The following is a 17,522-nucleotide window of genomic DNA, read 5'->3' on the forward strand; positions in this document are numbered from 1 at the left end:
GCCCCCGGCGCCCCCCCCCCCCCCCCTCCCCCTTTGTGGGGGGGGCCCCCCCCCCCCCCCCCCCCCCCCCCCCCCCCCCCCCCCCGCGGGGGGGGGCCGTTCGTGCGTCCGGGGGTCGGACGGGTGCGCTGCGACCAGTGCGCAGGCCGCCGGCCCCGATCAGATGTTGAGGAAGCTCGCGGGGTCGTCGTCGCTGCCCTCGGCCTGCGAGACCTGGGACTGCAGGCCGTAGGCGCTCTCCACGTCGGTGACGTCCTGCGGCTCGTCGCTCGAGCCGCGGACCTCGTCGACCTCGGTGTCGGTCAGGGCGTCGGGGGTGCTGTCGGGCGGGGAGGGCATCGGGTCGCGGTCGTCGCCGGCTCGCGCGTCGGGAACGCCGGGGGTCTCGTGCGGGTTCTGGCTCATCGGGCCTCTCCTTCGCTGTGCACCGCCAAGCGTGGGGGTGCCGTCCCAGGCTAGGACTGCGTGCTCGGACCGGCATCTGGGAACTTCCTGCGCGTCGCCTGCAAGAAGTGCCAGGGATGGCACAGAGTTCTGGGAGACAGCCCGTCGACCCTGGGAGCCCTCATGCGTGACGACGCCTGGTTCGAGGGTCTGTTCCGCGCGCACTCGACCGCCGTGTACCGGTACTTCGCGCGACGGGCGCCGATCGACGACGCCCAGGACCTCGCCGCCGACGTCCTGGCGACCGCCTGGCGCCGCCGCGACGACGTCCCGGACGGGGCCGAGCTGCCCTGGCTGTACCGGACGGCCGGGTTCGTCCTGGCCAACCACCGGCGCAAGATCCGCGCGATCCCCGTCGAGGAGGTTCCCGAGGAGGTCGACGACCTCGACGCCTCGGAGCTGACCCTGGCCGACGACGAGGTGCGAGCGGTGCTCGCCGCCCTCGGCCCGCGTGACCGGCGGATCCTCCTGCTCCACGCCTGGGAGGGTCTGGACGGGGACCAGCTCGCGGTCGCGCTGGGGATCACCCGTGGAGGGGCCGACGCTGCGCTGTCGCGGGCGCGGTCGCGGCTGCGAGCGGCCTGGAGCGCTCACGACGCGGACCCGCCGCAGGCCACCGCCCGGCCCGGCACCGGTGCAAGCCGGACCTCCGAGCAGACACAGACACGGTGAGGACCTGCACCGCGGGTCGGGACCTGTGGAGGTCGACGTGAACGAGAACACCGGAGCGGGTTCGCCCCCCACCGGCGGGGGCGACCAGCAGGCGGCCGAGGGCGCCGTCGTGCGGCTGCGGGCCGCCGACCCCGCGGCCGACCTCGCGCCCGACAGCGGTGCCCTGCGGGAGGCGGTCCGTGACCGGGTCGAGGCCCCCGACGCGACGTCCGGCGAGACCCTGGTGGTCGAGGTCCCGGGCGTGGCCGACGTGCCCGAGGGGGCGCAGACCACCGACGAGCTCGCGGCGGCCCGCGAGCGTCGTGACCGACGCTGGACCTCGTGGCCGGCCCGGGTCGCGGGCGTCGCCGCCGCCGCCCTGCTGGTCGGGGCGGGAGGGGGCTACGCGGTGGGGGCTGCCGGGAGCTCCGACGCGCCGGTGGCCGACGGGCCGATCCTGCTCGACGGGACGTCGCCGGGCGCCCCTCAGACCGAGATGATGGGCCCGATGGGCGGTGACGCCGCCGCCATGGAGGACAGGGCGATGTTCTGGCCCGGGTACTTCGGGCGCACGGTCTTCACCGCACAGGGCCTGTCGGACCAGGGCGGCACCGCTGCGGCCTGGGCCTACGACGCGACAGCGGTCTTCTCGGCCGACACGCTGGTGGCTGCGGCCGCGAGCCTGGGGATCGCTGGCGAACCCCGGCAGGAGTACGGCAGCTGGACCATCGGACCCATCGACGGGAGCGGCCCGGTCCTTCAGCTCCAGCCCGACGGCATGGGCACGCTGAGCATGTACGACCCCACGCGCGACCCGTGGTCCTGCGGGGCCGTGAGCCTGGACACCGAGCAGCAGTCCGGCGCCGCAGGGGACAGCGGCCCGAGCGAGGAGGCGATGAGGCTCGATCCCGAGATCGGTGTCATGCCCGTGCCCGAGTGCCAGGAGCGCGACCTGGGACCGGCGCCGACGGGGGAGGCCGCCGAGGCCGTTCTGCGTGACGTGCTCGCCTCCCTGGGTATCGACGCCGGTGGTCTCGAGCTCGTCGTGGAGGAGCACGGCGACCCGCAGATGACCTTCGTCACGGCGTACCAGGTGCTCGACGGTCAGCGGACGGGCGCCCAGTGGAGTGCGCAGCTCGTCGCGGACGGCGTGCAGTCCCTCTACGGTTCGCTGGCACCTCTGGTCGAGCTCGGGGATCTCGACGTGGTGAGCCCGACAGAGGCTGTCGAGCGCCTCGTGGACCCGCGGTTCGGCGGGGGCCAGGGTGGTCCGATCGCCTACGCCGAGGGTTCGGTGCTCGCACGCGGCACGTCCGAGACGATGCCCGTGCCCGAGGAGCCGACGGTCCCGCCCACCGTGCAGCCCGGGGCGAGCTTCCGGTGGCCGGTCACCGAGGCGGTGATCACGCAGGCCCGTCTCGGTGTGGCCGTGCACACCCAGCCCGACGGTGCTGCGGTGCTGCTGCCGACCTATGAGCTGACCAGCTCCGAGGGTGGCATCTGGTCGGTCGTCGCGGTCACGGACGCACACCTCGACTTCTCCGACGCCCGATGAGCGCCGGAGGAGTCCGTGGGCGCGCCACGGAGGTCCCGGCGCAGCCGGACCGGCTCGAGCGTGAGCTGCGGCGGATGGCGCTGCTTCACCGCAGGGCGCTCGCCGCGAGCCTGCCGCGAGTCCCCCTTCGGGCAGCGGTCGAGCGGCCGACGGCGGCGCTGCCGGACTCGAGACACTAGGGGCAGGGGCTCGAACCGGGCCCGGTGCGGTGCAGGTCGACGGGCTGATCATGCACCGCGCCGGGCCCCTTGCCGTGCACGGAGGCGGTGACCGGCGTAGGTTCGGTGCCGCGGGGCGGGTCTCGAGGCCGCCAGCAATCGACACGTGACCGGTGCGGGTCGGATCACCCGGGAGGTGTGGGCGTGGACGAGCAAGAGGTCGGTGGCGTGCCGGACGGCGACGACCCCCCACGTCCGCCGACCCGGCGGGAGCTTCGGCAGCAGCGCGCTGCCCAGGACGTGGCCGACGCCTACGCCGAGGAGCCGTGGGACCGGACGATCGAGCGCCCCGCACGGATGCGCGTTCCCGTGCCGGACGACGCCACCTCGGACCTGACCCCACCGCAGGGCGTCCCGGTCCACGACGACGCGCACGACGACGCCGCGCACGACGAGGCGCACGACGAGGCGCACGAGGACGCCGCGCACGACGAGGCGCACGAGGACGCCGCGCACGACGAGGCGCACGAGGACGCCGCGCACGACGACCCGGCGTCCACGTTCCGGCACGACGGTCACGGGCCGCTCCCCGAGCCGCCGCCGGTCCCCGAGCCGCCACGGGTCCTGCCGGTGGCGCCGGTGTCGGTGCGGGTCGGGGTCGACGGTGCCGCCTCGCCGACCGGGGCCTCCACACCTGTCCCCCCGGTGCTGCCGGCCGAGCCCGACGAGGACGACGTCCCCGAGAGCCCGCCGGTGGTCGCCCGCCCGGTGGCAGGGCCCAGGGCCTCGTCGACGCCCTGGGCGCCCACCTCGCGGGCGGGGGCAGGCGAGGGTGCCCCGTACCGGTGGACCGAGCCCGCGTCGCCGTTCCGTGGGCTCGACGCCCGGGTGGGAGAGCCGACACCGGAGGAGCTGCCCACGCTGACGGACCTGCTCTCCTCACGACCCGAGCCGGCGACCGGTCCGGCCGAGCACGGGTGGCAGGCCACTGTGCGCAGGCTGACCGGGGGTCTGGTCGCCCCGCCGCCCGGGGCCGCCGAGGTGCGTCGGCGCACGGCTGTCGCCACGGTGCAACGCAGCCTCGACGGACCCAGGACGATCGTCGTGCTCAACCCCAAGGGCGGGGCCCACAAGACGACCGCCTCGTTGCTCATCGCCGCGACCTTCGGCATCCACCGGGGTGGGTACACCCTGGCCTGGGACAACAACGAGACCCGGGGGACCCTGGGCTGGCGGTCGCACCAGGCGCGGCACCACAACACCGCGGTGAACCTGCTGCAGGACCTGGACCGGTTCTCCGACCCGGGGTCGGCCCGCGTCGGAGACCTGGACAACTACGTGCGGGCGCAGGGGTCCGCGCAGTTCGACGTCCTGGCCTCCGACGAGGACGCCGCCTCGGCGGCGTCGATCGACGCCGAGGCGTTCACCGCGCTGCACGGGACGCTCGCCCGGTTCTACCGCGTGATGGTGATCGACACCGGCAACAACATGCGTGCCTCGAACTGGCAGGCGGCGGTCGAGGCGGCCGACCAGCTGGTGATCGTGTCGACCGTGCGGGAGGACACCTCGCAGTCTGCGGCCTGGGCGGTCGACGCGCTGCGGGCCATGGGGCACGGCGAGGCGGTCAGCCGGGCGGTGACGGTGCTCTCGGCACCTGCTCCCCGGGTCGACCACACGCTGACCGCGAGGCTGCACGAGCACTTCGGCCGGTTGACCCGCACGGTCCAGGACGTCCCGTACGACCCGGCCCTGGTCGCCGGAGGGCCGCTCGACGTCGAGGCGCTGGCCCCCTCGACCCGGGAGGCCTGGCTGCACGTGACTGCGGCGGTCGCCGAAGGGCTCTGAGTCTGCGCGCCCGACACCCCGACGGTCCTTGACTCCCTGTGCTTACCGGGTAACCTCGTCCATGGTTACCCGGTAACAAGCGCAGGGGGCGCGCATGTCGGTACGCAACGGACTGGTGGCGCTGCTCGCCGAGCAGCCGATGCACGGCTATCAGCTGCGTCAGGAGTTCGAGCGCCGCACCGGGGGGACCTGGCCGCTCAACATCGGTCAGGTCTACACCACGGTCCACCGTCTCGTCCGTGACGGCCTGGTCGAGCCGGTCCCGCAGGGGGGGACCGGGTCGACCGACGATGCGTCCGAGGACGACGCACCGTTCGAGCGCTTCCGGCTGACCGACGCCGGTCGGGCGGCCGCGACGTCGTGGTGGGCGACCCCGGTCGAGCGGGGTGCCCCGGCGCGCGACGAGCTCGCGATCAAGCTCGCTCTGGCGGTCACCTCACCGGGGGTCGACGTGCGAGGGGTGATCCAGCGTCAGCGCACCGAGACGCTGCGCTCGCTGCGCGACTTCACCCGCCTCAAGGTCACCCCCGACCACCGCCGCGCAGCGCTGGCGGGGGGCGGTCAGGCCGGGGACGTGGGTCCGGTCGACACACCCGTCGCGGACGCCCGCGCGGACCTCGCCTGGTCCCTCGTCCTGGACAGCCTGATCTTCGGGGCGGAGGCCGAGATCCGGTGGCTCGACCACGTCGAGGCCCGGTTGGCCCGGGCCTCCCACGAGGCCGCGACGCTCGGCAGCGCTGCGGTACCGGCCGTACCGCCCACCGACGCCGCGCCCCCGGGTCGGCTGGGCGTACCTGGCGCCGCGAGTGCGTCGGGGGCCGACCGGTGACCACGCTCGGACCGGTGCTCCTGCGGCTCGCCCAGGTCACCCGCACCCACGGCCATGGCGAGCTGACCGTGCATGCGCTGCGCAGCGTCGACCTCGAGGTCCGGGTCGGCGAGCTCGTCGCCGTGATGGGCCCGTCGGGCTCGGGCAAGTCCACCCTGCTGAACATCGCCGGTGGGCTGGACAGCCCGACCTCGGGGACCGTGAGCCTGGCTGACGCGCAGCTGTCCGGGCTGGACCTCAAGGCGCGGGCCCGGCTGCGTCGTCGCAGCGTCGGATACGTCTTCCAGGACTTCAACCTGATCCCCGCGCTCACGGCCGCGGAGAACGTCTCGCTCCCCCGCGAGCTCGACGGGGTCTCGACCCGCCCGGCACGTGTCGAGGCGCTCGCGGCCCTGGCCGACGTGGGGATCGCCGAGCTCGCCGACCGTTTCCCCGACGAGCTCTCGGGCGGGCAGCAGCAGCGGGTGGCGATCGCCCGGGCGCTGGTCGGGCCTCGTCGGCTGGTCCTTGCCGACGAGCCCACCGGGGCGCTCGACTCGGTGACCGGGGAGGACGTCATGCGTGTGCTCCGCGCCCGCGTCGACGCCGGCGCTGCCGGGCTGCTGGTCACGCACGAGGCTCGGTTCGCGGCCTGGGCCGACCGCACGGTGTTCCTGCGTGACGGTGTCGTGGTGGACTCCACCGGTCCGCGGCCCGACGTCGAGGCGCTGCTCACCCTCGATCCGGCGTGATGAGCCGCGGAGCGGCACCGTGGAGAGCCGTGCTCCGCATCGCACGGCGCGACGCGGCACGGTCCAGGGGGCGGACGGCCCTGATCGCCGTCATGGTGGGCCTGCCGGTGCTCGCGGCGGTCGTCATCGTGGTGCTGCTTCGTTCTTCGACGCCCGGAGACGCGCTGTTCACCCGGCTCATGGTGGGGGAGGTTACGCAGGCCCGGCTCAGCTACCACTGCCCGGCCGCGATCGTGCAGGACGTGCGTCAGAGCGTCGGGTGCTCCTACGACGAGTCGCGGGTCCAGGACCCGACGCTCGCGGAGATCGAGGACGACGTCCGGGCCGTCCTGGGTGACGACGCAGGGCTCGTCCGCCTCGACGGGCGACGGGCCCTTCTCACCACGACGGACCGGTCGAGCCGGGCCGGGTACGGCGAGGTCGACCTGCTCGGTCCGGTCGGCGGGGTCTTCGAGCCGGTCGTGGGTGACCTCCCGGCGCGGGCCGGTGAGGTGCTGATCAGCTCCTGGCTCGCCGAGGACCTCGGTGTCGGAGTGGGTGAGGAGCTCGGGCTGCGGGCGGTTGGTGAGCCCGAGCAGCGGGTCCGGGTCACCGGGATGCTGCATCCCTTCGTCGAGGGTCCCGATGTGCTCGCGCTGCCCGGCACGCTGCTGCCCACGGCCGCGCAGGACGTCGATCTCGCCCCGCTGGCTGCCCAGTGGGGTGTCGAGTGGTGGGTGACCGGAACGGATCCCGTCACCTGGGACCACGTGGTCGCCCTGAACGACCTGGGCCTGCTGGTCCGCAGTCGTGCTGTGCTCGCCGACCCTCCGCCGCGCTCAGCGATGCCGCTGCACACGGACGGCGAGCTCGTGCAGGGAGGCACCTCGGCGCGGACGGCCCTGCTCGTGGCGGCAGTGGTGGGCGCGGGTCTGCTCGAGGCGGTGCTGATCGTGGGCCCCGCCTTCGCCGTGGGGGCACGGCGCTCCTCGCGCGAGCTCGCACTGCTCGCGGCGCACGGCGGGGACCGTCGAGACCTGCGGCGACTCGTGCTGTGGAACGGGGTCGTCATCGGGCTGGGCGCGTCGGTCGTGGCCGCCGTCCTGGGGGTCGGTGCAGGAGCGGCCCTGGTGACGTGGCTCCCGGTCGGCGCGGGCGCGTTCCCCAACCTCGTGGTGCCCTGGCTGGAGATCCTCGGGCTGATCGCCCTCGGCACCGGGATCGCCGCGGCCGCGGCCTGGCTCCCCGCGCACCGGGCGTGCCGGGTCGACGTCGTCGCGGCGCTCAGCGGACGGCGGGCCGAGGCCGCACCGCACCACGGGGTCCCCGTCGTGGGCCTCGTGCTGCTCGGCATCGGCACGGCCGCGGCCGTCTCAGGTGCCCTGCGCGCGCAGTCCGGCTTCGCGGTCGCCGGAGTCCTGCTGCTGCTCGTCGGGATGGTCGCGACCTCGGGTGCCGTGGTCACGCTGCTCGGCCGGGTCGCACGGTGGGCGCCCACCGCCCTGAGGTTCGCCCTGCGGGACACCGCACGGCAGCGGGGTCGGACAGCACCCGCGGTCGCCGCGGTCATCGCGGCGGTCGCCGGGGCGACCGCCGGCCTGGTGTTCCTGACCTCGAGCGACCACCACGACCGGCTGACCTGGGCACCGATCGCGGCGGAGGGCACCGTGCACATCGCGGTGCACCCCGATGAGCTCGACGACGTCGACCGGGCCGGGCTCGTCGCACGGGCCGGGGCAGCCTTCGAGGACGTCGCGCCGCTCGCCACCTCGGCCGTGGTGCGGATCCTGACCGTCGCCGAGCCCGATCCTGCGTCCATGAGCCTCAGCGTGTGGGCCGAGCGCCCGGTCGAGGCCATGTGCCCGGTGTGGCTCCTCGAGCGGCAGGCCACCCAGCAGGAGCTCGCGGACGCGCAGGACGACCCGCGCTGCGAGCCCGGTGGGTCGGTGCTCTCCTCCAACCCGTACTCGGTGGGGTTCGGCAGCGTGCTCGTCGACGACGGGACCGTGGTGCGGACCCTCGGCCTGCCGGAGGCAGGGGAGGCCGCCGCGGCGCTCGCAGGGGGTGCGGTGCTGGTCAACGACGCGGCGGCGCTGTGGGCCGACGGCACCGTGCACCTCACCTTCTCGGTCTACGACATGGACGGCTCGGGCGATCCGCACGAGGAGGAGCTGGTCCTGCCCGGTCACGTCGTGGGAGCCCGTGGCTCGCTCTACGGCGTGGTGCTGCCGATGGGCGCGTGGGAGCGGCTCGAGACCCTCGACCTCGTGCCGGTCGAGGCCGGGGTGGTCGGGACCACCACGGAGCCGCTGGCCCGGGACACGCTCGAGGCCGCCACCCAGGCGGTGGCTGACGCGATCGGTCCGGTCGCGAGCGGCGTCGAGGTCGAGAGCCCGTGGGTGACCGGTCAGGACGTCACGATGCTCGTGGTGGTCGCTGTGGCGGTCGTCCTGGGGCTCGCCGCGACCTGGATCGCCGTCGGCCTGGCGGCCGCCGAGTCGAGGGCAGACCTCGCGACCCTTGCCGCGGTCGGGGCCTCACCGCGCACCCGGCGGACGGTCGCGGGTGCGCAGGCCGGGGCGATCGCCGGGACCGGGGTGGTCCTCGGAGCCGTCGCGGGGCTGCTGCTCGGCGCCGTGTTCGTGCTGGTCCGCAGGGGGCAGGGGTTCTCCGCCGACCCGACGTGGCAGGTCGTGCTGCCGTGGGCCGAGGTCGCATCGGTGGTGATCGGCCTGCCTGCCCTGGCCGTCGGTGCGGCGATGCTGCTGACCCGCTCACGGTTGCCCCTGAGTCTTCGGGGCTCGGCATGAGCGCGGCGTCCGGCACGGCGGTGAGCAGCGTTCCGGCGACGTCGCCGTTGGTCGGCGAGGTCCCGCGCCAGGGCGGACGGGCGCCGCTCGACCCGGACCGCGAGCTGCGTCGCCTCGAGGTGATCCATCGCAGGGCGCTCGCGGCGGGCCGACGACGGGTGCGGCGGGCCCGTCCGCAGGTATGACGCCGTGGCCGCCGTCCGGGGGACGCCCTCCCGGACGGGTCGCGGGCACACTGGGGGCATGACGTTGACCGTGCGGATCGCCGCGGACGCTGATGCCGGGGCGGTGGTGGCCCTGGTCGACTCCGCCTATCGCGGCGAGGAGAGCCGTCAGGGATGGACCACCGAGGCGGACCTGCTGGGCGGGCAGCGTACTGACGTGGAGATGGTGCGTGACCTGGTCCGCGATCCGGCCGGGGTGGTGCTGCTCGCCGAGGACGGGCCGCCGTCTGCGGGTCTGGTCGCGTGCTGCCACCTCGAGCGGCGCGCACGGACAGCCCGTCTCGGGATGTTCGCCGTCCGACCCGGTCGGCAGGGCGGGGGTGTGGGGCGGTGGATGCTGGGCGCAGCGACGGACCACGCCACCGAGGTCTGGGGCGCCGAACGGGTCGAGATCACGGTGCTCGCGCAGCGCACCGAGCTGATCGCGTGGTACGAGCGATGCGGCTTCACGCTCACCGGTGAGCGGCACCCCTTCCCCTACGGTGACCCCCGGTACGGGCTGCCGCACCGCGACGACCTCGAGCTGCTCGCGATGGCGCGGCCGGTGGGGTCGAACATCGCACCGGGGTGAGTCAGGATGGCCCGATGGACACCGTGAGCACCCTCCCGAGCAACCCTGCCCAGGCGCCCAGGACGGCCGTGGTCACGGGTGCCGGTCGAGGTATCGGACGCGCTCTGGCCCTGGGTCTGGCCGGCGCCGGGTACGACCTCGGTCTGGTGGGTCGCACCCTCGAGCACCTCGAGGTGGTCGCGGGCGAGGTCGTCGACCAGGCGCGCGACGCGGGGGTCGAGCCGCCCAGGGTCGTCGTCGTGCCGGTCGACGTGACCGACGCCGAGCTCGTCGTCGCAGCGGTGCGCCGGCTCGAGCAGGACCTGGGTGGCATCGGTCTGCTGGTCAACAACGCCGGGGTGATCGAGCAGCGCGAGGTCCCGTTCGCGCAGGACGACGTGCAGGACGTGTGGCGCGTGGTCGAGACCAACGTGCGCGGGCCGGTGCAGGTCACCCATGCGGTGCTCCCGGCGATGATCTCCCGTGGTTCGGGCCGGGTCGTCAACATCAACAGCGGTGCGGGTCACCGGCCGTCGCCCGCGTACACGGGGTACGGCATCAGCAAGGGTGCGCTGGCACGGCTCACGACCCTGGTGCACGCCCAGCACGGTGACCAGGGGGTGCGCATCTTCGACCTGGCGCCGGGGGTCGTGGCCACCGACATGACCGGCGGCATGCCGGCCCACGAGGAACGCACCGACTGGACGCCCCCGCAGGTCGTGGTGGACCTGCTGCTCGCCCTGGCCTCAGGGCGTCTGGATGCCCTCTCGGGGAGGTTCGTGCGGGCCGGTGCCGACTCGGTCGAGGACCTCCTGGCCCACGCCGAGGAGATCGTCCGCACCGACGCGCGCACGCTGCGGCTCACCCCCTACGGACCCGGCGACCCGCTGGGCTGACCGGTCCGCACCGAGCCCCGACCGAGCCCCGACCGGGTCCGGTCCGGTCAGCTGCCGAACCACTGCGCGACGCGTGCGGTGATCGCCGTCGCGAACTGGTCGTCGTCGTGGCGCGCGCGCAGCCACTCGGCGAAGCTGCCCCCTGCGGCCCGGTCGATCTCGGCCCGGCAGGCAGCGGTGTCGGTCACCGCACGCAGCAGCATCTCCTCGGCCTCGGCGGGGGTGCGGTACACGAACGGGTAGCCGGACGGCAGGATCGCGTGCACCCACGGGCGGTCGGGGAACACCCCCACCGCACCTGCGACGAGCGCCTCGATGTACTCCAGCCCGTAGGACTCCTCGGTCGCCGTGGCCAGGAACGCCGTGGTGCGCGCCAGGGCGTGCCAGTAGTCGTCCCGGCTGGCCGTGAGGGGTCCCACCCAGGCCCAGTCCCGGCGGGACAGCCGCATGGCCTGCTCGGAGATCAGGTGCGACTCGTGGAGCCGTGCCTCGACCATGATCGGGGTGCGCTTGGCGACGCGCTCCACGACGTCGAGGAAGACCTGCGGCTGCTTGCGCTCGGAGAGGTAGATCGCCGGGTAGAGCACCACCGGGACGGACGGCTCCTGGCGGGGCTGGAGGTGCTCGAGGCGGATGCCCAGGTTCACCCAGGCGATCTTGGCCGCCTCGGCGAGCGGCGGGATGGTCCCCGCCGAGACGATCTCCCGTACCTCGTTGGCGGTGCGCTCGGAGTTCGCGAAAGTGGGGAACAGGGCGCAGGACAGCGCGAGCGCGCTGCGCTGCACCTTGTGGGTGTACTGCGACGTGCTCCACCAGACGAAGTTCATCACCTGCGGCTCGTCGCAGGTCGCCCGGAGCGTCTGCCACACGCTCACCGAGTCCAGGACGTCCATGGTGATGACCACGGTGTCGGTCCCGTCGAGGAACTCCAGCGGGATGACCTCGAGGTCGGGGTATCGACGCGGTCCCGGCCCGATCAACCGGGACCCGGGGAAGATCCGCAGCAGCCGGCGCACCAGGGTGGCACCCGCGTCATGACCTGCGACGTGCCCGTCCGGGTCGACGAGCGCGTCGGAGTAGCTGATCGCGACCTTCATCGTGACTCACCGGCTCCCGAGCCCGCGAGCTGCTCCGAGTGGGAGTCGCCCGGGGCTCGCGCCCCGGGGACCGCGGCACCGGCGTCGGAGCCCATGAGCCCCTCCGGGCGGCCGCGGGTGGCCAGGCCGTCGTCGGTGTCGTCGGGGGCGTCGAGCTCGGCCGGGTCGTCACCGTCGTCGGCGAGGTTCTCGTTGATCCGCATCCCGTAGAACGACCGGTGCACGAAGAAGGTGGTCACCAGGAAGAAGGCCGCCGCGAGGGAGAGCACCAGCGAGTGCCGGCCCTGGGCCTCGAGGCTCACCGCGAGCTCGACCGCGAGCAGCCCGAACAGGGTGGTGAACTTGATCACCGGGTTGAGGGCCACCGAGGACGTGTCCTTGTACGGGTCGCCCACGGTGTCGCCGACGATGGTCGCCTCGTGCAGCGCGGTGCCCTTGGCGTGCAGGTCGACCTCGACGATCTTCTTGGCGTTGTCCCACGCCCCACCGGCGTTGGCCATGAAGTTCGCCTGGTACAGGCCGAACACGGCGATCGAGATGAGGTAGCCGATGAAGAAGTACGGCTCGACGAAGGCGAAGGCCAGGGTCGCGAAGAAGACCCCGAGGAACATGTTGAGCATGCCCTTCTGGGCGTACTGGGTGCAGATCTCGACCACGCGCCGCGAGTCGGCCTCGCTGGCCTTGGTCGTGCCGTCCAGCTTGATCGTGGCCTTGATGAACTGCACCGCGCGGTAGGCGCCGGTGGTCACGGCCTGGATCGAGGCACCGGTGAACCAGTAGATGATCGCGCCACCGGTGACCAGCCCGAGCAGGAAGGGCGGGTGCAGCATGGACAGGTTCTCCATGCCGGTGGTGAGGCTGTCGGTGAGCAGCATGATGATCGAGAAGATCATCGTGGTGGCGCCCACCACGGCCGTGCCGATGAGCACGGGCTTGGCGGTGGCCTTGAAGGTGTTGCCCGCGCCGTCGTTCTCCTCGAGCATCTGCTTGGCCTTGTCCCACTGGGCCGTCACGCCGTGCTCGCGGGCGAGCTCGGCGTCGATGTCGGCGATCTCCTCGATCTGGGACAGCTCGTACACGCTCTGCGCGTTGTCGGTGACCGGCCCGTAGGAGTCGACCGCGATGGTCACCGGCCCCATGCTCAGGAAGCCGAAGGCGACCAGCCCGAAGGCGAAGACCGCAGGGGCGAGCATGAGGGCGTCCAGGCCCTGGTTGCTCACCAGGAAGGCGCCGCCCATCAGCCCGACGACGGCCATGCCCAGCCAGTACGCGGCGAAGTTGCCTGCGACCAGGCCGGACAGGATGTTGAGCGAGGCACCGCCCTGGCGGGAGCTCTTGACGACCTCCTGGACGTGCCTGCTGTTGGTCGAGGTGAAGGCCTTGACCAGCTCGGGGATGAGGGCGCCCGCCAGGGTGCCCAGGGAGATGATCGCGGCGAGCTTCCACCAGATGCCGTTGGCGGCCAGGCTCTCGCCGAGCACCGCCCAGGTGGTCACGAAGGTCGCGGCGATCGAGACCACCGAGGTGACCCAGACCAGCGAGGTGAGCGGGGTCTCGAAGTTCATCCGGTCGGCCGTGGCGTAGCGGCGCCGGGTCCACGCGTCGTTCGCGAGGTAGGACAGTCCCGAGGCGATGACCATGACCGCGCGGATCACGAAGAGCCACACCAGCAGGCTCGCCTGGACCACCGGGTCCTGGACGCCGAGCAGGATGAACGTCACCAGTGCGACACCGGTCACGCCGTAGGTCTCGAAGCCGTCCGCGCTCGGGCCGACCGAGTCGCCCGCGTTGTCCCCGGTGCAGTCGGCGATGACGCCGGGGTTGCGGGCGTCGTCCTCCTTGATCTTGAAGGCGATCTTCATGAGGTCGGAGCCGATGTCCGCGATCTTGGTGAAGATGCCACCGGCGATGCGCAGCGCCGCAGCACCCAGGGACTCGCCGATCGCGAAGCCGATGAAGCAGGCGCCCGCGATGTCGCGCGGCAGGAAGAGCAGGATCACGAGCATGATGAGCAGCTCGAGGCTGATCAGGACCATGCCGATGGACATGCCCGACTTCATCGGGATGCGGTGCACGGGCAAGGGCTTGCCGGCCAGCGAGGCGAAGGCGGTGCGGGAGTTGGCGAAGGTGTTGACCCGGATGCCGAACCACGCGACGGCGTAAGAGCCGGCCATGCCGATCAGGCTGAAGGAGATGACCACGGCGACCCGGCCCCAGGGCAGGCCCACCAGGACGCCGTAGTACACGACGATCACGGCGGCGATGAAGCCCCACAGGACCAGCAGGAACCTGCCCTGCTGGATGAGGTACGCCTTGCAGGTCGAGTAGATCAGCTCGGACACCTCGCGCATCGAGGTGTGCACGGGCATCTGCCGCAGCTGGAGGTAGGCGACCATGCCGAACCCCAGACCGATCAGGCAGACGACCAGGCCGATCAGCAGCAGGCTGCGACCCGACGCGCCACCGAGCACGCTCACCTGCGCGAGGTCGGGCAGGACCAGGCTCACCTCACCGCCGTGGACCGCCTGCTCCTGCGTGCCCTCCGACGAGGCGCACCCCGCCAGGCCCAGGGCCGCGAGCGCGGACAGCCCGGCGAGGCCGGCACGACGGCGGGTGCGGGGTGGGGGTTGCTGCGAGGTCCCGGTGGGTGCGCCCCGGGGGCGTTCTGTCGAGGGGTGTCCCTGGACGGCCAGCCGGCTCGCCACGGCGTCGTGGAGCATGTCGTACCTCTCGCAGAAGTCCCGACGGGCCAACCATGGGTCCCGGTCCACCGACCCGTCGGTGTCGCACATTGACCACGCTATGACCGCTACCAGAGGCGAAGATGGGACTTCCGGCGCAGGGTCCTAGGTCCCCCGTGCCCTCTTGACTGCTGGAGCACAGTGGAAGCACCCGACGGCCTGCAACGGGGCAGGCGTCCCGCGCAGAGAGGCGCGCTCATGGCTCGCTACGTCCGCGACTTCAGCGAAGGCAACAAGGACCAGAAGGACCTGCTCGGTGGCAAGGGTGCGAACCTGGCCGAGATGACCCGGCTGGGTCTACCGGTGCCACCGGGCTTCATCATCACCACGGAGGCCTGCCGGGCCTACATGGCGAACGGTGAGCTGCCGCCTGAGCTGCGTGTCGAGGTGACGATGGCCGTGCGCCGTCTGGAGGACTCCCTGGGCCGCAGCCTCGGTGACTTCCACGACCCGCTGCTAGTCTCGGTGCGGTCGGGGGCGAAGTTCTCGATGCCCGGCATGATGGAGACGGTCCTGAACATCGGGCTCAACGACGCCTCGGTGCTCGGCCTGGCCAAGTTCTCCGACGACGAGCGCTTCGCGTGGGACTCCTACCGGCGGCTCATCCAGATGTTCGGCAAGACCGTCCTGGACATCGACGGCGACCGCTTCGCGCACGCGCTCGACGCGATGAAGACCGACCGCGGCGTCGCCGCCGACACCGAGCTCTCGGCCTCCGACCTGCAGGAGCTGGTCACCCAGTTCAAGGCGATCGTGCGCGAGCAGTCCGGGCGTGACTTCCCCCAACACCCGCGCGAGCAGCTCGACCTGGCGATCACCGCGGTCTTCAACTCCTGGAACACCGACCGCGCCAGGCTCTACCGCCGGCGCGAGCGCATCCCGCACGACCTGGGCACCGCGGTCAACGTGGTCACCATGGTGTTCGGCAACCTCGGCCCGACGTCCGGCACCGGCGTGTGCTTCACCCGCGACCCGTCCACCGGGCGTACCGGCGACTACGGCGACTACCTGCCCAACGCGCAGGGCGAGGACGTCGTCGCGGGGATCCGCAACACCCTGACCCTGGCCGACTTCGAGCAGCTCGACCCGACCTCCTACGCCGAGCTGCGTCAGGCGATGCGCCGGCTCGAGACGCACTACCGGGACCTGTGCGACATCGAGTTCACGGTCGAGCGGGGCAAGCTGTGGATGCTGCAGACCCGGGTGGGCAAGCGCACCGCCGGGGCGGCCTTCCGGATCGCGACCCAGCTGGTTGACGAGCACCTGATCACCCTGGACGAGGCCCTCGACCGGGTGACCGGCGCACAGCTCAGCAAGCTGATGTTCCCCCAGTTCGACAGCGAGGCCGAGCGCACCCTGCTGGCCACGGGCATGTCCGCGTCGCCCGGCGCGGCCGTGGGGCAGGCCGTCTTCGACTCGGCGACCGCCCAGGAGTGGGCCGCGCAGGGCAAGGACGTGATCCTGGTCCGCCGCGAGACCAACCCCGACGACCTGGGCGGCATGATCGCGGCGGTCGGCGTGCTGACCTCGCGCGGTGGCAAGACCTCGCACGCCGCCGTCGTGGCGCGCGGCATGGGGACCACGTGCGTGGTCGGGGCCGACGCCCTCGTGGTCGACTCGGTGGCCCGCACGATGACCGTCGGGACCCGCGTGGTCCACGAGGGTGAGGTCATCGCGATCGACGGCTCGAGCGGGGAGATCTTCCTCGGCTCGGTGCCCGTGGTGCCCTCGCCCGTCGTGGACTACCTCGAGGAGGGCCTCGAGGCGGCGCTCGCCCACCTTCCGCAGGAGGACGGCGAGACCGCCGAGCTGGTCAGCGCGGTCGACCGGATCCTCACCCATGCGGACAGCGTGCGCCGTCTGCACGTGCACGCCAACGCCGACACTGCCCCCGACGCGCGGCGCGCCCGCACGTGGGGCGCACAGGGCATCGGGCTGTGCCGCACCGAGCACATGTTCCTCGGTGAGCGTCGGGTGCTCATCGAGCGGCTGATCCTGGCCACGCAGGACGCCGAGCGTCAGGCGGCGCTGGACGCCCTGCTGCCGCTGCAACGGGCCGACTTCACCGACATCCTCGAGCAGATGGACGGGCTGCCGTGCACGATCCGGCTGATCGACCCGCCCCTGCACGAGTTCCTGCCGGACCTCACCGAGCTCTCGGTCAAGGTCGCCCTCGCGGCCGAGCAGGCTGAGCGCGAGGGACTGCCCGACGACGACGACGCCGCGGCCGAACGGGCACGGGACGTCGCGCTGCTCGCCGCGGTGCGCCGCATGCACGAGTCCAACCCGATGCTGGGCCTGCGGGGGGTGCGCCTGGGGCTCGTGGTCCCGGGCCTGTTCGCCCTGCAGATCCGGGCGATCGCCGAGGCCGCGGCGCAGCGGGTGCAGGACGGCGCCGACCCCCGCCCCGAGATCATGGTGCCGCTCGTGGCCTCGGTCATGGAGCTGCACCTGGTGCGCGACGAGGCCGAGCGGATCCTCGCCGAGGTCGCCCGCGCGCAGGACGTGGCGCTGCACATCCCGATCGGCGCGATGATCGAGCTGCCCCGGGCGGCGCTGACCGCCGACCGGATCGCAGGGGCCGCGGAGTTCTTCTCCTTCGGCACCAACGACCTGACCCAGACCACGTGGGGCTTCTCGCGGGACGACGTCGAGAGCGCGTTCTTCCCCGAGTACACCGAACGGGGCGTGCTCAACGTCTCCCCGTTCGAGACGATCGACACCAACGGTGTGGGCCGGCTGGTGCGCATCGCGGTCGAGGAGGGTCGCAGTGCGCGACCCGACCTGACCATCGGGGTGTGCGGCGAGCACGGTGGTGACCCCGAGTCGGTGCACTTCTTCGACGCGGTGGGCCTGGACTACGTGTCCTGCTCGCCGTTCCGGGTCCCGATCGCCCGCCTCGAAGCAGGGCGGGCGGCGGTCGCCGCGGGAGCCAGCGACTCCCGCTGACCCTTCCCGGCACAGGGCCTGCGGCCCGGACCGGCGCGTCACCCGCGCCGGCCCGGGCCGCGG

At 72.9% G+C, this 17,522-nt stretch carries 13 protein-coding genes; 10 read left to right on the forward strand and 3 right to left on the reverse strand.

Annotated elements, in window-relative coordinates; all coding sequences use genetic code 11:
* Nucleotides 1–159: 159 nt before the first annotated feature.
* Complete coding sequence (locus M1R94_RS10430; RefSeq protein ID WP_249381629.1) at nt 160–405, reverse strand: hypothetical protein; 246 nt, start codon at nt 403–405, stop codon at nt 160–162.
* A 162-nt stretch (nt 406–567) separates the two neighbouring features.
* Between M1R94_RS10430 and M1R94_RS10435 the strand changes: the two genes are divergently transcribed.
* From M1R94_RS10435 to M1R94_RS10475, 9 genes are all read left to right on the forward strand, one after another.
* Nucleotides 568–1,116, forward strand: coding sequence for an RNA polymerase sigma factor (locus M1R94_RS10435; RefSeq protein WP_249381630.1), 549 nt, complete (start codon nt 568–570; stop codon nt 1,114–1,116).
* A 37-nt stretch (nt 1,117–1,153) separates the two neighbouring features.
* Nucleotides 1,154–2,650, forward strand: coding sequence for a hypothetical protein (locus tag M1R94_RS10440; protein WP_249381631.1), 1,497 nt, complete (start codon nt 1,154–1,156; stop codon nt 2,648–2,650).
* Between the two features lie 362 nt (nt 2,651–3,012).
* Nucleotides 3,013–4,653: a chromosome partitioning protein gene (locus M1R94_RS10445; RefSeq protein ID WP_249381632.1), complete on the forward strand. Its 1,641-nt coding sequence runs from the start codon at nt 3,013–3,015 to the stop codon at nt 4,651–4,653.
* Nucleotides 4,654–4,747: 94 nt separating this feature from the next.
* Entirely contained in the window at nt 4,748–5,482 is a 735-nt protein-coding gene (locus tag M1R94_RS10450) for a PadR family transcriptional regulator (RefSeq protein ID WP_249381633.1), read from the forward strand.
* Nucleotides 5,479–6,213: an ABC transporter ATP-binding protein gene (locus tag M1R94_RS10455; protein WP_249381634.1), complete on the forward strand. Its 735-nt coding sequence runs from the start codon at nt 5,479–5,481 to the stop codon at nt 6,211–6,213. The genes M1R94_RS10450 and M1R94_RS10455 overlap by 4 nt, the downstream gene beginning before the upstream one ends.
* 29 nt (nt 6,214–6,242) lie before the next feature.
* Entirely contained in the window at nt 6,243–9,002 is a 2,760-nt protein-coding gene (locus tag M1R94_RS10460; protein ID WP_249381635.1) for an FtsX-like permease family protein, read from the forward strand.
* Entirely contained in the window at nt 8,999–9,187 is a 189-nt protein-coding gene (locus tag M1R94_RS10465) for a hypothetical protein (RefSeq protein WP_249381636.1), read from the forward strand. Before M1R94_RS10460 ends, M1R94_RS10465 begins: the two co-directional genes overlap by 4 nt.
* A gap of 58 nt (nt 9,188–9,245) precedes the next feature.
* Nucleotides 9,246–9,797 (forward strand): GNAT family N-acetyltransferase, encoded by a 552-nt coding sequence (locus tag M1R94_RS10470; protein WP_249381637.1) that lies wholly within the window; start codon nt 9,246–9,248, stop codon nt 9,795–9,797.
* A gap of 14 nt (nt 9,798–9,811) precedes the next feature.
* A complete protein-coding gene (locus M1R94_RS10475) occupies nt 9,812–10,672 on the forward strand; it encodes an SDR family NAD(P)-dependent oxidoreductase (RefSeq protein WP_249381638.1) in 861 nt (286 codons plus the stop codon).
* Nucleotides 10,673–10,719: 47 nt separating this feature from the next.
* Here the strand turns inward: M1R94_RS10475 and M1R94_RS10480 are convergent, their stop codons facing one another.
* Together M1R94_RS10480 and M1R94_RS10485 are read right to left on the reverse strand one after the other, a co-directional pair.
* The gene (locus M1R94_RS10480) at nt 10,720–11,769 is read right to left on the reverse strand and encodes a glycosyltransferase family 1 protein (protein ID WP_249381639.1); all 1,050 of its coding nucleotides are present in this window, start codon (nt 11,767–11,769) and stop codon (nt 10,720–10,722) included.
* Nucleotides 11,766–14,561 carry a sodium-translocating pyrophosphatase gene (locus M1R94_RS10485; RefSeq protein ID WP_249381640.1) on the reverse strand — a complete coding sequence of 932 codons (2,796 nt, stop codon included), beginning with the start codon at nt 14,559–14,561 and terminating at the stop codon, nt 11,766–11,768. The genes M1R94_RS10480 and M1R94_RS10485 overlap by 4 nt, the downstream gene beginning before the upstream one ends.
* A 147-nt stretch (nt 14,562–14,708) precedes the next feature.
* On the opposite strand from M1R94_RS10485, the gene ppdK reads away from it, so the two are divergent.
* Nucleotides 14,709–17,459, forward strand: a complete 2,751-nt coding sequence (ppdK, locus tag M1R94_RS10490; RefSeq protein ID WP_249381641.1) for a pyruvate, phosphate dikinase — start codon at nt 14,709–14,711, stop codon at nt 17,457–17,459.
* Nucleotides 17,460–17,522: the final 63 nt, after the last annotated feature.

Source organism: Actinotalea alkalitolerans, assembly GCF_023369855.1.
Taxonomy (GTDB): Bacteria; Actinomycetota; Actinomycetes; order Actinomycetales; family Cellulomonadaceae; genus Actinotalea.